Annotated in this window: 11 protein-coding genes; 4 read left to right on the top strand and 7 right to left on the bottom strand. The window is 69.9% G+C overall.

The genetic code is table 11. From position 1 onward, the window contains the following. Positions 1–16: 16 nt before the first annotated feature. From J2Y49_RS16815 to J2Y49_RS16800, 4 genes are read right to left on the bottom strand one after another with little or no spacing between them, the layout of a single operon-like run. A complete protein-coding gene (locus J2Y49_RS16815; protein ID WP_310116010.1) occupies positions 17–1378 on the bottom strand; it encodes an aspartate aminotransferase family protein in 1362 nt (453 codons plus the stop codon). Between the two features lie 28 nt (positions 1379–1406). After that, complete coding sequence (locus tag J2Y49_RS16810) at positions 1407–2654, bottom strand: FAD-binding oxidoreductase (RefSeq protein ID WP_310116009.1); 1248 nt, start codon at positions 2652–2654, stop codon at positions 1407–1409. After that, positions 2651–3481, bottom strand: coding sequence for a phosphonoacetaldehyde hydrolase (phnX, locus tag J2Y49_RS16805; RefSeq protein WP_310116008.1), 831 nt, complete (start codon positions 3479–3481; stop codon positions 2651–2653). The genes J2Y49_RS16810 and phnX overlap by 4 nt, the downstream gene beginning before the upstream one ends. 30 nt (positions 3482–3511) lie before the next feature. Then, the gene (locus J2Y49_RS16800) at positions 3512–4645 is read right to left on the bottom strand and encodes a 2-aminoethylphosphonate--pyruvate transaminase (protein ID WP_310116007.1); all 1134 of its coding nucleotides are present in this window, start codon (positions 4643–4645) and stop codon (positions 3512–3514) included. Positions 4646–4750: 105 nt separating this feature from the next. Here J2Y49_RS16800 and J2Y49_RS16795 point away from each other — a divergent pair, with 105 nt between their 5' ends. Next, a complete protein-coding gene (locus J2Y49_RS16795; RefSeq protein WP_310116006.1) occupies positions 4751–5734 on the top strand; it encodes a LysR substrate-binding domain-containing protein in 984 nt (327 codons plus the stop codon). Here J2Y49_RS16795 and J2Y49_RS16790 read toward each other — a convergent pair. The 3 genes from J2Y49_RS16790 to J2Y49_RS16780 form a co-directional block, all read right to left on the bottom strand. Continuing rightward, on the bottom strand, positions 5652–7376 hold the full coding sequence (locus J2Y49_RS16790) for a putative 2-aminoethylphosphonate ABC transporter permease subunit (protein ID WP_310116005.1): 1725 nt from the start codon (positions 7374–7376) through the stop codon (positions 5652–5654). The two genes, J2Y49_RS16795 and J2Y49_RS16790, sit on opposite strands and share 83 nt — an antisense overlap. After that, positions 7373–8449 (bottom strand): putative 2-aminoethylphosphonate ABC transporter ATP-binding protein, encoded by a 1077-nt coding sequence (locus tag J2Y49_RS16785; protein ID WP_310116003.1) that lies wholly within the window; start codon positions 8447–8449, stop codon positions 7373–7375. Before J2Y49_RS16785 ends, J2Y49_RS16790 begins: the two co-directional genes overlap by 4 nt. 328 nt (positions 8450–8777) lie before the next feature. Then, entirely contained in the window at positions 8778–9815 is a 1038-nt protein-coding gene (locus tag J2Y49_RS16780; RefSeq protein WP_310116002.1) for a putative 2-aminoethylphosphonate ABC transporter substrate-binding protein, read from the bottom strand. Positions 9816–10194: 379 nt separating this feature from the next. Between J2Y49_RS16780 and paoA the strand changes: the two genes are divergently transcribed. From paoA to paoC, 3 genes are read left to right on the top strand one after another with little or no spacing between them, the layout of a single operon-like run. Further along, complete coding sequence (paoA, locus tag J2Y49_RS16775) at positions 10195–10851, top strand: aldehyde dehydrogenase iron-sulfur subunit PaoA (RefSeq protein WP_310116001.1); 657 nt, start codon at positions 10195–10197, stop codon at positions 10849–10851. After that, positions 10848–11798 carry a xanthine dehydrogenase family protein subunit M gene (locus J2Y49_RS16770; protein WP_310116000.1) on the top strand — a complete coding sequence of 317 codons (951 nt, stop codon included), beginning with the start codon at positions 10848–10850 and terminating at the stop codon, positions 11796–11798. Before paoA ends, J2Y49_RS16770 begins: the two co-directional genes overlap by 4 nt. A gap of 3 nt (positions 11799–11801) precedes the next feature. Next, positions 11802–14003 (top strand): aldehyde oxidoreductase molybdenum-binding subunit PaoC, encoded by a 2202-nt coding sequence (gene paoC / locus J2Y49_RS16765; protein WP_310115999.1) that lies wholly within the window; start codon positions 11802–11804, stop codon positions 14001–14003. Positions 14004–14013: the final 10 nt, after the last annotated feature.

Here is a 14013-nt window from a genome sequence, read left to right as displayed (position 1 = left end):
CGTTCCGGCGCTTCCGCTAATCGGACAGCGCCGTAGCGACGACCGCCAGCGCGCGGTCGAGGTCGGAGCGCGGGATGATCAGCGGCGGGGAAAGCGTCAGAACCGCCCCCTGCGAGATCTTCAGGCTGACCCCGGCTTCCAATGCCGCATAGAAGGCCGCTTCCGCCCGGTCGGCAGCGCTACGGCCGTCATGGTCGGCCAGTTCCACCCCGATCAGCAGCCCCGCGCCGCGGATGCCGGCAATGCCGGGCAGGGTCGCAGTCAATTCGCGCAGGCGGTCCAGCGCATAGGCCCCCAACTCGGCGGCACGCTCCACCAGCCCTTCGTCGCGGATGATGTCGAGGGTGGTCAGGCCGGCGCGCGCGAGCAGCGGGTTCTTCTCGTGGGTGTAATGGCCGAGCGCGCGGTCGGCGGCCACGTCCAGCCCGGCGCGGGCAATCACCGCGGACAGCGGCAGCATGGCGCCGCCCAACGCCTTGCCCAGCACCAGGATATCCGGCCGCGCGCCGAACGGCTCGTGGCTGAACAGGCTTCCGGTTTTGCCGAGGCCTGTCGGGATCTCGTCGAAGATCAGCAGGGCGCCGGCGGCATCGCAGGCCCGGCGCACCTCCGCCCAGAAGCCCGGCGGCGGCACATAGGGCACGGCGCGCACCGGTTCCGCCACCACGGCGGCGACGTCGCCCTCCTTTTCCAGCACATAGCGCAGCATCCGCGCGCAGGTCATCCGGCAGGCATCCAGATCGGGGCCGCCGCCGGGGGCCGGGTCGAAGCCGTAGGGGCAGCGGGCGCAGGCGAATGGCGCTACATGCTCCGTCCCCGGCAGCAGCGGCCCGATCCCGTGGGAGCGGAACAGCGCCTCGCCCCCGACCCCGGACGCGCCGAATCCGGCGCCATGGAAGGCATCCCAGAAGGAGACGGTTTTGAAGCGGCCGGTGGCGACACGGGCCAGCTTCAGCGCGATCTCGATCCCCTCCGACCCGCCGGGCGCGAACAGAACGCGGCTGCCGGGACCGGTCGGGGCCAGCGCCGCCAACCGCTCCGCCAGTTCGGCCGCCGGCTCGCAGGCGAAGCGGCGCGGGGCGAAGCTCAGATCGTCCATCTGCGCCTTCAGCGCCGCCACCAGCCGGGGGTGGGCGTAACCGATGTGGTGGACGCTGTTGCCGTGGAAATCCATGAAACGGCGACCGTCCATGTCCTCGATCCAGATGCCGTCCGCCTTGCGGATCGCCGACAGGCAGGGGGTGGACAGCGACTGTCTCAGGAAGGCGGCGGCATCGCGCTCCACCAGAGTGCGGGACCTGGGGCCGAGCGCGTCGGCCATCCAGCGCGCGCGTTGCGGGCCGAGGTTGACGTCGCCTTCGGAACGGTCGGGTTGCATGGGGTCTTCCTTACTGTCAGTCGCTCCGTCAGCCGCCGGTCTTGCCGGAGCGTGCGGCGGCGCAGGCGCCGCGCAGTGCCGGGGAAAAGGGATCGAGCGCGCCGAGCCGGCCGGGCGCGAAGGGGGCGAGGTCCACCGGTCCTGGTTGGCCCAGGACGGCTGCCGCCACCGCCCGGCCAATGCCACCCGACGCGGCGATGCCGGCACCGCAGCAGCCGGTCGCCATGAACAGCCCCTCCACCTCCGGAACCGGTCCCAGCACGAAGCGGCCATCGGCGGTGTAGGTGGACAGGCCGGAGACGTAATGGGCGATGCCGGCCTGGAGCAGCGGCGGGCAGAGACGCGCCAATGCCTGCCAGCCTTCCTCCAGCGTCTCCAGGCCGCCGTCCGAATCGTCGAGGTCGAGCCCGGCCGTGTCGTGGGGAAGCCGCGCCGGGTCGAGTGCCAGCGACCGGCGCCCGCGCAGCCCGAACAGCAGCGCCCCCAGTTCCGGCCGGGCATAGGCCCCGGCATCGGGCATGACCAGCACGGGCAGGTCGCGGGGAAACATGTCGGGGCGGGGTTCGGTGATCCAATACTGGCTGCGCACCGGCGCCTGCGGCAGTCCGACCCCGGCGGACCAGGCCAGTCCGGCCGCCCAGGCTCCGGCGGCATTCACCACCACCGGTGCGGCGATGAAGCCCCGATCGGTACAGATGCCCGCCACACGACCGCGCTCCACCCGGATCGCCTGCACCGACAGGCCGGTGCTGATCCGGACGCCGGCATGTCGGGCCGACCGGCGGTAGGCGTCGGCCAGCCGCATCGGGTCGATGAAGCCGTCCAGCGGCATGAAGGCGGCACGCTCGACGGCCTCCGCCGACAGGCAGGGGGCGAGGCGGGCGGCGCCGTCGCCGTCCAGCCAGTCCACCGGATCGGTGCCGGCGGCGACCAGGGTGCGCAGGGAATCGACACGCGCGCCGCTGGCGGCGACATGCAGGGTGCCGACCCTTCGCAGGCCGAGATCCTCGCCCAACTCCTCTTCCAGGCTCGTGATCGCGGTGTAGGTGTCCCGCACCAGTGCCGCCGTCGCGGCATCGCCGCGGGCGCGGGTCAGCAGGGCGGCGGCCCGCGCCGTGGCCTGTGTCGAGGGCGGATGACGGTCGACCACCAGAACCGACCGGGCGCCGCCGGTCCCCAACGCCCGCCCGAGCGCCCAGGCGACCGCCAGACCCAGGATGCCGGCGCCGACAATGACAATGTCGGCACCGTCGATGGGGGCGGGAGTGATGGTCACGGCTTCTCGCCGCGCGCCAGCCGCGCTTCGATGGCGTCGAGCAGCGGCAGCGCCTCGGCCAGCGAGCGCACTACGTAATGGGCGCCGGCCCGCGCTAGCCGGTCGGCCGCCGCGGCATGCAGCGCGTCGCGCCTGCCCGGCGCCAGCGCCTGCCAGTCGGCAAGCGGCAGGCCAACCTCGTTGCCGGTGTCGGCCACCGCGATGGTCCACATGCCGGCGTTCAGCCCCTCTTCCACATCGACAACGGTGTCGCCGATCTTCACGCACGCCTCGACCGGCGAGACCGACAGCTCGACGATGCAGCGCAGAGCCATCGCCGGACCGGGGCGCCCGGCCGGCGTCTCCCCGGCGCAGACGGTGATGTCGGGCTTATAGCCCTGCGCCGCCGCCACCCGCTGCACCACATCCATCACCGGGCGCGGATAGCCGGTGGTCGAGCCGATCTTCAGCCCGCGCGCCCGCATGGCGGCGACCGTTTCGGCGGCGCCGGGGATCAGGTCGGAATGCTGGGCCACTACATCCACCTGCAGGGGCAGGAAGGTTTCATAGAGGCGGTCGACATCGGCGTCGGTGGGGGCCGCGCCATGCACCGCGGTCCAGGCCTCGGCCACCGGCGCCATGCGGGTGATCGCCTGGATGTGGTGCCACTTTGCCATGCCCATGGGGGCGCGGGCCTGTTCCAGCGTGATGATGACGCCGGAGCGGCGGAAGGCCTCCATGAAGGCGCCGGCCGGGGCGAGGCAGCCATGGTCCACCGTGGTCCCGGCCCAGTCGAGAATGACGGCCTGCAGCGGGCCGGTGTAGCGGCGCGAATAGACGAAGCTCATGGGATCGGGCTTTCGAGCGGAAGGGTAGGGTCAGGGTGCGCCGGAGGCGACGCCCATCTCGGACAGGGTGGCGCGGATGGCGGCGATGGCGGCGGTCATCTCCTCCGCGCCCAGCCGGCCGATGCAGCCGATGCGGAAGCTGTCGGCCACCGTCAGCTTGCCGGGATAGATGACGAAGCCGCTCTGGCGCAGCCGGTCGTAGAAATCGGCGAAGACGAAGGCTGGGTCGGCCGGCATGCGGAAGGTGACGATGATCGGGGCCTGCAGATGGTCGGGCAGCAGCGTCTCGAAGCCCAGCGCCCGCATGCCGTCGATCAGGATGGCGGCGTTGGCGCGATAGCGGGCGCCGCGTCCCTCGACGCCGCCTTCCGCCTCATGCTCGTCCAGCGCCTGGGCGAAGGCGGCGACCACATGGGTGGGCGGGGTGAAGCGCCACTGCGCGTTCGCCTCGAACCCGCGCCACTGGTCGTACAGGTCGAGCGACAGGGAATGGGCATTGCCCTTGGCGGCTTCCAGCGCGTCGCGGCGGGCGATGACGAAGCCCATGCCCGGCACCCCCTCCAGGCACTTGTTGGAGGATGCGGCGACCGCCACGGCGCCCAGCGCCGCCATGTCCAGGGGAAGCGCGCCGAATGCGCTCATGGCGTCGATCAGCAGGGCGCGGCCACGGGACCGGACCACCTCCGCCACGGCTTCGATGGGATTGAGGATGCCGGAGGTGGTTTCGCAGTGGACGACGGCGACATGGGTGATCGCCGGATCGGCGTCCAGCGCCTCGGCGAGGGCGGCGGGCGACACCGGCTGGTCCTCCGCCGTTTCCAGCGCGGTGACGGACCGGCCTGCCACCTCGGCGATGCGGACCATGCGGGTGCCGTAGGCGCCGTTGACCAGAACCAGCAGCCGGCCGGCGCGCGGCACCAGCGTGCCGATCATCGCCTCCACCGCAAAGGTGCCGGACCCCTGGACCGGAACCGCGGCATGGCTGTCGGCGCTGCCGCCGGCCAGACGCACCAGCCGGTCGCGGGTGGCGGCGTTCAACGCAATGAAGCGTCCGTCCCGCGATCCCCAATCACGCAGCATCGCCTGCTTTACGGAGGCGGAGGTGGTCAGCGGACCCGGGGTCAACAGATAGGGGGTCAGCAGATAGGGCACAGGGTCGGACATCTGGGAAAATCCCGAAGAGAAGAAGGGAGCGGTGACTGACGGAATGGCCCCATGACGCCGGTTCGCCTATTATAAATCCAATCCATTCGACCTATGGGTCCATAGATGAAATCAATGAACTTCGCCCAGCTTCGCGCCTTCCATGCGGTGGCGACGGAGGGGGGATTCACCAAGGCGGCCCGCCTGCTGAACGTGACGCAGCCGACCTGCTCGCAGGAGGTGAAGGCGCTGGAAGAGACCTATGGCGTCACCCTGTTCGACCGCAGCAATCGCCAAGTGGTGCTGACCGAGGTCGGCACGGCGCTGTTCGCCGTCACCCGCCGCCTGTTCGCAGCCGAGCAGGAGGCGATGGAACTGCTGGCCGGAGTCCGGCATCTGGATGGCGGCACGCTGGCGGTCGGGGCGGACGGGCCGTTCCACGCGGTGCCGCTGATCGCCCGCTTCACCTGTGCCCATCCGGGGCCGACGGTGACGCTGGCCGTCGGCAACTCGCGGACCATGCTGGAAGGGCTGATGGAGACGCGGATCGACGTGGCGGTGCTGGCCGACGTGCCGGGGGACTCCCGGCTCTATGTGCTGCCGCTGCGGCGCGACCCGGTGCGGGCGCTGCTGCCGAAGGCGCACCCACTGGCGCGGCGCCGGGCGGTGGCGCTGAGCGATCTGACGGCGGAACGGCTGGTCCTGCGCGAGCCGGGATCGATGACCCGCCGGCTGGTCGAACGCGCGCTGGCGGCGGCGGAGGTCACGCCCGCCGCGATCATCGAAATTCAAAGCCGCGAGGCGGTGGTGGAGGCGGTGGCGGCGGGGCTTGGCATCGGCTTCACCTCCGCCGCCGAGTTCACCGGCGACGGGCGTCTGGTTCTGCTGCCGATCGCCGGGGCCGAGATCGAGATGGACGAGTATGTGGTCTGCCTGCGCGAACGCCGCCGGCTGGCGGTGGTGCGGGCGTTTCTGGATCTGGCGCGGGAAGTGGCGGCGGAGGCGAGCGGCCCCTTGTCGTCCGGACTCAGCGCCGCCGCCACGCCTGCGTCCGCCGCTGCAGGGCCCAGGACAGCAGGGCATGCAGCGCCCGCACCACGGCGGAGGTGAGGACGATCATCATCGCCATGGCGGCGGCTCCCGCCACTTCGCCGGCGTCGTCCATGTTCAGCACGGCGACCGACGCCGGCTTGGTTTCCGGCGAATACAGGAAGACCACCGCCGACACCGTGGTCATGGCGTTGACGAAGAAATAGATGGCGATGTCGAGGATGGCCGGCAGGCAGAGCGGCACCGTCACCCGCAGGAAGGTGGACCACACCGGCACCTTCAGGCTGGCCGATACCGCTTCGAACTCGGCATCCAGTTGCTTCAGGGCGGTGACGGCGGTCAAATGGCTGACGGTGTAGAAATGCGCCACCGTCGCCAGCACCAGGATCGCCATGCCGTGATAGAGCGAGCCCAGCGGGTTCCACGGCGCGTTGAAGAAGAAGATGTAGGCGAGCCCCAGAACCATGCCCGGCACCGCCAGCGGCAGGATCGCCATCAGCCGCACCGTGCCCTTCATCACCGCGCGCCCCGGCGCCCGTTCCACCAGCCAGGCGCCGGTGAAGACGATGGCGGTGCCGGCCAGCGCGGTCCAGAAGGCCAGGGTCAGGCTGTTGGCGTAGCTGCTCCAGCCCGCCGAGTCGAGCTGGGCGAAGTCGTAGTTCGCCAGCGTCGGCGTCAGGTTATAGGGCCAGAAGGTGACGATGGAGGCGAAGCCGGCCACCCCCAGCAGCCCCAGCAGCAGGCCGCCGACCAGCGCGCAGAACAGGAAGGCCAGCCGGTCGCCGACCGGGTTCAGCCGCGGCTGGAACGGCACCGAGCGGGCGGACAGCAGCGCCATCTGCCGGCGCTGGCCGAACCAATCGGCGACGAAGGCCAGCACTGCGGGCAGAAGCAGGACGATGCCGACCACCGCCCCCATGCCGAAATTCTGCAGGCCGACCACCTGCTTGTAGACGTCGGTCGCCAGCATGTTGGTGGAGCCGCCGATCACCTTGGGCACGCCGAAATCGGTGACCACCAGCGTGAACACCACGAAGACGGCGGAGATCAGGCCATAGCGCACGCCGGGCAGAGTGATGGTGACGAAGCGCTTCCAGGCGCCGGCCCCCAGCGCCTCCGCCGCCTCGTACAGGCGGGCGTCGGAGGTCGACAGCGCCACGGTCAGGATCATCACCGCATGCGGGAAGGCGTAGAAGACCTCGCCCATCACGATGCCGATGGGACCGTAGATGCTCTCCCCCATCAGCAGGCCGCGCAGGATGCCCTTGTTGCCGAACAGGTAGACCAGCGCAATGGCCGGCAGCAGCGACGGCGCCAGCAGCGGGATCTGCGCCAGCAGCCGGAACACCCCTTTGCCCGCCATGGCGGTGCGGGTCAGGCAGAAGGCGTAGAGGAAGGCCAGCGGCACCGTGATCGCGGTAGTCAGCAGCGACAGGGTCAGGCTGTTGACCACCGACCGCACCAGCGTCGGCGTCTCCAGGAAAGCAGCGAAATTGGCGAGCCCAACGAAGGCGCCGTCGCGGTCGTAGACACTGCGCAGGAACAGCGCGCACAGCGGCAGCAGGACGAACAGCGCCAGGAACAGCGCGATCCCGCCCATCCCCAGCCCGAACAGCCAGCGCTCGCCCCGCTCCACCGGCCGGCCGGACTGGCGTGCGGCGAAGAGAGGGAGTTTCAGCGCATTTGCCCTGAGCGCGCTCATCGCGTCGCCTCGAACACGCGCAGCCGCTCGCGCGGCAGGGTCACCGCCAGCCGGCGGCCGGAATCCAGCGACAGGTCGCGCACCAGATTGGCCGACAGGTCGGCGGTGACGCGGGCGTCGCCCAGCCCGTCGGCGGCCAGCCGGGCGCGGTGGAAGGGGCCGAGGAATTCCAGGCTTTCGATCACCGCGTCGAGCGTGTTGGCGCCGCCGGCTGCGCGCACCTGCACGTCCTCCGGCCGCAGGCAGACGGTCACGGCGGCGCCGGGGGCCGCCGCGGACAGATGGTCGCCGTCGCAGTCGAAGCCATGCTCGCCCAGCCGCACCCGGCCCGGCGCCTCCAGCACGCCCGGCAGGAAATTCATCGCCCCGACGAAATCGGCGACGAAGGGGCTGGCCGGCCGGTGATAGACCTCGTTGGGCGTGCCGACCTGCTCGATCACGCCGTTGTTCATCACCACGATGCGGTCGGCCATGGTCAGCGCCTCCTCCTGGTCGTGGGTGACCATGATGGTGGTGATGCCCAGCCGGCGGTGCAGGTCGCGGATCTGGCGGCGCAGATGCAGCCGCACCCGCGCGTCGAGCGCCGACAAAGGCTCGTCCAGCAGAAGCAGGCCGGGGGAGGGTGCCAGCGCGCGGGCCAGCGCCACCCGCTGCTGCTGCCCGCCGGAAAGCTGACCCGGATATTTTGGGCCGGCATCGGGCAGGCCGACCAGCGCCAGCAGTTCCTCCACCCGCGCCCGTTCGGCGGCCCGGCCCAGCTTCAGGCCGTAGGCGACGTTCCTGTGCACGGTCAGGTTCGGGAACAGTGCATAGGATTGGAAGACGATGCCGTAATCGCGCGCCGACGGCGGCAGGCGCGACACGTCGCGGTCCCCCAGCCACACCGTCCCGCCGCTCTGCGGATCGAGTCCGGCGATCACCCGCAACAGCGTGGTCTTGCCGCAGCCGGACGGCCCGAGGAAGCAGACGAACTCGCCGCGCCGGATGTCGAGCGACACGCCCTTCAGCGCGGTGAAGGCACCGAAGGTCTTGACGATGGAGTCCAGGCGGAGATGGGGCTTGGCGGCGGTCATTGGCGGCATGTCCCGGCGGGAAACGGTAAGGACGGGCGGGTGCATCGGGGCACCCGCCCGTCGGTTCGGCTTGGCTCGGCTCGGTGATCGCCGACCTTCAGCACTACTCTACCAATCCCAAGAGAGGCTGGTTCCGACGCAAAGCCCTTCTCCCCCTGCGGGAGAAGGGTTGGGATGAGGGGTATTCGCCGCAGGCGAACACGCGAAGCGGACTCTCTTCCGGCCATCCGGCTGTAATCCCCCTCACCCCAACCCCTCTCCCGCGAGGGGAGAGGGGCTACTTGCAACCGCAAAGCCTCTCTCAGACGATGAGATTGGCAGAGCAGCGTCAGCTCTTCGGTTCGGACTTGGCGCCGTAGCGCTTTTCCCAATCCGCCAGGATACGGTCGCGGTTGGCGGCGGCCCAGACGAAGTCGTTGGTCTTGTTCATCGCCGCTTCCGCATTCTTCGGATAGTTCGGCGTCTCCTTGGTCACGCCCGGATGCGCCGTGACCTGATAGAAGTTCACATACTGCTCGTTCGCCTTGCGGCTGGCCGCCCAGTCGGCGAGCGCCTTCGCGGCCTCGACGTTGCGGGTGCCCTTGACGATGGCCGTCGCCTCCATCTCCCAGCCCACGCCTTCGGAGGCCAGGATCACGTCGATCGGCGCGCCCTTGGTCTTCTGCTGGGCGCCGGTGTATTCGATGGAGATGCCGATCGGGTATTCGCCGGCCGCCGCCATCTTGCAGGGCTTGGAACCCGAATGGGTGTAGAGCGCGATGTTGTCGTTCAGCGTGTCCATATAGGACCAGCCCTTTTCCGCCCCCATGGTCTGCAGCCAGCCCGACACGGCGAGGAAGCCGGTGCCCGACGAGGCCGGATTCGGCATGACGATCTGGCCCTTGTATTCCGGCTTCAGCAGGTCGGCCCAGGAGGTCGGCTTCGGCAGCTTCTTCTTCTCCGCCTCCACCGTGTTGAAGCAGATGGCGGCCATCCAGGCATCCATGCCGACCCAGGCCGGCGGGGTCTTGGCGTCGCGGAAGCTCGGCTTCAACGCTTCGGCACCCTTGGGCTGATAGGGCATCAGCATGCCCTGGGCGTCCAGGATCATCAGGCTGGAGGCGGCGAGGCCCCACACCGCGTCGGCCTTGGGATTGTCCTTCTCGGCCAGCAGCTTGGCGGTGACGACGCCGGTGGAATCGCGCACCCAGTCGATCTCGATGCCGGGATTGTCGGCCTCGAACGCCTTCTTGTAGGGGGTGAGCTGTTCGTTCTCCAGCGCGGTGTAGACGGTCAGGCGGGTGGCGGCCCCGGCCGGGGAGGCGGTCGGAACGGCGGCGAGCAGCGCCAATGCGCAAGTGCCCAGCAGAATGGTGCGGCGGATCATCATGGTGCTCCCGTGGTCCAAAGGGCGGAGTGAAAGGGCGTCCTGGAACAGCCTGTCTGCCGCGGAGGCCGGCCTGTCTGTCGCCGCCGCCCCGGCACGGGAAATTTCTCTACGCCGAAGCCGCCGCTTACTCCCGTTAAGCTTTGGTGACTCGAGCGCCGCCCAAATGCCGGTTCTGGAAAAACCGGAACCCGACGTAACTCCGGCGGGCCGCTGTTGTTTCATGAGCGGAACTTATAGGCCCTATCGCAAATTGAGGGCTGATCGTCCGGCCGGCGCGACCCAGCTTGTGGGGATGCGCGTTGGTGGAAGCGAAGCGGGGCGCCCCTTGCGCGCTTTGCCGACGGGCAATGCCTTGACGACAGGAGGGAAGCACGCGATGCACCAGTCCGGCGACCTGGACGTTACACGGCGCGGAGTCCTGATGGGAACCGCGGCGACCATCGCGCTGACGGCGGGAAGCTTCCCGGTGCCGGCCGAAGCGGCAATCGGCGACGCCGCCCCGCAACAGACCCTGACCCCCGTCACCTCGACCGTGTCCTTCACGGTGAATGGCCGAAGCCATGACCTGACGCTGGACACGCGCACCACCCTGCTGGATGCGCTGCGCGAGCATCTGCATGTGACTGGTCCCAAGAAGGGATGCGACCACGGGCAGTGCGGCGCCTGCACCGTTCTGGTCGAGGGGCGGCGGATCAACTCCTGCCTGTCGCTGGCGGTGATGCACCAGGGCGACAGCATCACGACCATCGAGGGGCTGGGCATGCCCGACCGCATGCATCCGATGCAGGCCGCCTTCGTGAAGCATGACGGCTATCAGTGCGGCTATTGCACCCCCGGCCAGATCTGTTCCGCCGTCGCCGTCCTGAAGGAGATCGAGGCCGGTATCCCCAGCCATGTCAGCGCCGACCTGATGGCGGCGCCGAGGCTGACCGCCGACGAACTGCGCGAGCGGATGAGCGGCAACATCTGCCGCTGCGGCGCCTATTCCAACATCGTCGATGCGATCACCGAGGTCGCCGGGAGGGAAGCATGAGGCCCTTCAGCTACGAACGCGCGGGCAACCCGGCCGAAGCCGCGGCCGCCGCGGTCCGCACCCCCGGCGCCAAGTTCATTGCCGGCGGCACCAACCTGCTCGACCTGATGAAGCTGGAGATCGAGACGCCGGTCCATCTGATCGACGTCAATGGCCTGTCGCTCGACAAGGTGGAACCGACCGCGGACGGGGGCTTGCGCGTCGGCGCACTGGTGCGCAACACCGATCTTGCCGCCGACGAACGGGTGCGGCGCGATTACGGGGTGCTGTCGCGGGCACTGCTCGCCGGGGCCTCTGGCCAGCTGCGCAACAAGGCGACCACCGCGGGCAACCTGCTTCAGCGCACCCGTTGCCCCTATTTCTACGACACGGCGCAGCCCTGCAACAAGCGCCGGCCCGGCAGCGGATGCGCCGCCATCGGCGGTTTCAGCCGCCAGCTGGCGGTGATCGGCGGCAGCGAGGCCTGCATCGCCACCCACCCCAGCGACATGGCGGTTGCCATGCGCGTGCTGGACGCGACCGTGGAGACGGTGCGGCCGGACGGCGCCACCCGCAGCATCCCGATCGCCGACTTCCACCGTCTGCCCGGCGACACCCCGCATATCGAGACGGTGCTGGAACCCGGCGAGCTGATCACCGCGGTGACTCTGCCGCGGCCGGCCGGCGGCACGCATCTCTATCGCAAGGTGCGCGACCGCGCCTCCTACGCCTTCGCGCTGGTGGCCGTTGCGGCGGTCGTCCAGCCGGATGGCAGCGGGCGGGTGGCGCTGGGCGGCGTCGCGCACAAGCCGTGGCGCGTCGAGGCGGCCGAGGCCGAAATGCCCAAGGGGGCCAAGGCCGTCACCGCGCAACTGCTGGCCGGCGCCAAGCCGACGCCGGAGAACGCCTTCAAGCTGCCGCTGGTCGAGCGAACGCTCGGCTCCGTCCTGGCCGAAGCGAAAGGCTGAGCCATGAAGTTCGACACCCCCGCGACCACCAACCCGATCGACCAGCTGAAAATCATCGGCAAGCCGACCAGCCGCATCGACGGGCCGCTGAAGACCACGGGAACGGCCCCCTATGCCTATGAGCGCCACGACGTGGTGCCGGATCAGGTCTATGGCCATGTCGTCGGTGCCGGCATCGCCAAGGGCCGCATCGCCTCGCTGTCGGTGGAGGAGGCGAAGGCCGCGCCGGGCGTGCTGGCCGTCGTCACCCATGAGACGGCGGGCAAGCTCGGCAAGGGCAAGCGCAACGCCGCTCCGCTTCTGGGTGGTCCGGAGATCGCCCATTACCATCAGGCCGTGGCGCTGGTCGTCGCCGAGACCTTCGAGCAGGCGCGCGCCGCGGCGAACCTCGTCCGCGTCGAGTACCGGAAGGCCGACGGCGCCTTCGATCTCGCCCGCGCCAAGGAGGCCATGGGCGATGCGGCCGAGCACAAGAAGGAGGACTCCGTCGTCGGCGATTTCGCCGGGGCCTTCGCTTCGGCACCGGTCAAGCTGGACGAGACCTACAGCACGCCCGACGAGACCCACGCGATGATGGAACCCCATGCCAGCATCGCCGCCTGGCAGGGTGACCGGCTGACGGTGTGGACCTCCAACCAGATGATCGACTGGGCGGCGACCGATCTGGCCGAGACGCTGGAGATGCCGAAGGAGAAGGTCCGCGTGATCTCCCCCTTCGTCGGTGGCGGTTTCGGCGGCAAGCTGTTCCTGCGGGCAGACACGCTGCTGGCGGCGCTGGGCGCGCGGGCGGCGGGGCGGCCGGTCAAGGTGGCGCTGCCGCGGCCGATGATGGCCAACAACACCACCCATCGGCCGGCGACGATCCAGCGCGTCCGCATCGGCGCCACCGCCGACGGCAGGATCACCGCCATCGCCCATGAAAGCTGGTCCGGCAACCTGCCCGACGGCAGTCCGGAGACCGCGACCGACCAGACGCGCCTGCTCTATGCCGGGGCCAACCGGCTGACCGGGACGCGGCTTGCCCGTCTGGACCTGCCGGAAGGCAATGCCATGCGGGCGCCGGGCGAGGCGCCGGGCCTGATGGTGCTGGAAATCGCCATGGACGAGATGGCGGAGCGGCTGAAGCTCGATCCGGTGGAATTCCGCATCCTCAACGACACCCAGGTCGACCCCGAAAAGCCGGAGCGCCCCTTCTCCCAGCGCCAGCTGGTGCAATGCCTGCGCACCGGTGCCGAGCGCTTCGGCTGGAGCAAGCGCAGCGCCGAGCCGGGGCGGGTGCGCGACGGGCGCTGGCTGGTCGGCGTCGGCATGGCTGCGGCCTTCCGCAACAACCTGCTGACCAAGTCGGCGGGGCGGGTGCGGCTGGACAGGCGCGGCGTTGTGACGGTCGAGACCGACATGACCGACATCGGCACCGGCAGCTACACCATCATCGCCCAGACCGCGGCGGAGATGATGGGCGTCGGGCTGGACAAGGTCGTCGTACGGCTGGGCGATTCCAGCTTCCCGGTGTCGGCCGGGTCGGGTGGGCAATGGGGCGCCAACAACTCCACCGCCGGCGTCTATGCCGCCTGCGTGAAGCTGCGGGAGGCGGTGGCGCAGAAGCTGGGTTTCAATTCGGCCGACGCGCAGTTCGCGGACGGGCAGGTGCTCTCGGGGAACCGCCGCGTGCCGCTGGCGCAGGCGGCCGGCGACGGCGACCTTTCGGCGGAGGACGGCATCGAATATGGCGACCTCGACAAGAAGGCCCAGCAATCGACCTTCGGTGCGCATTTCGTCGAGGTCGGCGTCGATGCCGCGACGGCGGAAATCCGCGTGCGGCGGATGCTGGCCGTCTGCGCGGCGGGCCGCATCCTGAACCCGCTGTCGGCGCGCAGCCAGGTGATCGGCGCCATGACCATGGGGGTGGGCGCCGCGCTGATGGAGGAACTGGCGGTGGACACCCGCGCCGGCTTCTTCGTCAACCACGACCTCGCCGGCTACGAGGTGCCGGTCCATGCCGACATCCCCCACCAGGAGGTGATTTTCCTGGACGAAACCGACCCGATGTCGTCGCCGATGAAGGCGAAGGGTGTCGGCGAGTTGGGCCTGTGCGGCGTCGGTGCCGCCATCGCCAACGCCGTCTACAACGCCACCGGCGTGCGCGTACGCGATTACCCCGTCACGCTGGACAAGCTGATCGACCGCATGCCGCCGATCGGCTAGCCATCCGCGG

Origin of the sequence: Azospirillum sp. BE72, assembly GCF_031455875.1 — a bacterium.
GTDB lineage: Bacteria > Pseudomonadota > Alphaproteobacteria > Azospirillales > Azospirillaceae > Azospirillum.
This window is presented reverse-complemented; position numbering and strand designations above follow the sequence as displayed.

Excerpts from the sequence above, each read along its gene's own strand:
- J2Y49_RS16780 (WP_310116002.1), bottom strand. The coding sequence starts at position 9,815 with ATGATCCGCCGCACCATTCTGCTGGGCACTTGCGCATTGGCGCTGCTC.
- J2Y49_RS16795 (WP_310116006.1), top strand. The coding sequence starts at position 4,751 with ATGAAATCAATGAACTTCGCCCAGCTTCGCGCCTTCCATGCGGTGGCG.
- paoA (WP_310116001.1), top strand. The coding sequence starts at position 10,195 with ATGCACCAGTCCGGCGACCTGGACGTTACACGGCGCGGAGTCCTGATG.
- phnX (WP_310116008.1), bottom strand. The coding sequence starts at position 3,481 with ATGAGCTTCGTCTATTCGCGCCGCTACACCGGCCCGCTGCAGGCCGTC.
- J2Y49_RS16790 (WP_310116005.1), bottom strand. The coding sequence starts at position 7,376 with ATGAGCGCGCTCAGGGCAAATGCGCTGAAACTCCCTCTCTTCGCCGCA.
- J2Y49_RS16785 (WP_310116003.1), bottom strand. The coding sequence starts at position 8,449 with ATGACCGCCGCCAAGCCCCATCTCCGCCTGGACTCCATCGTCAAGACC.
- J2Y49_RS16800 (WP_310116007.1), bottom strand. The coding sequence starts at position 4,645 with ATGTCCGACCCTGTGCCCTATCTGCTGACCCCCTATCTGTTGACCCCG.
- J2Y49_RS16815 (WP_310116010.1), bottom strand. The coding sequence starts at position 1,378 with ATGCAACCCGACCGTTCCGAAGGCGACGTCAACCTCGGCCCGCAACGC.
- paoC (WP_310115999.1), top strand. The coding sequence starts at position 11,802 with ATGAAGTTCGACACCCCCGCGACCACCAACCCGATCGACCAGCTGAAA.
- J2Y49_RS16770 (WP_310116000.1), top strand. The coding sequence starts at position 10,848 with ATGAGGCCCTTCAGCTACGAACGCGCGGGCAACCCGGCCGAAGCCGCG.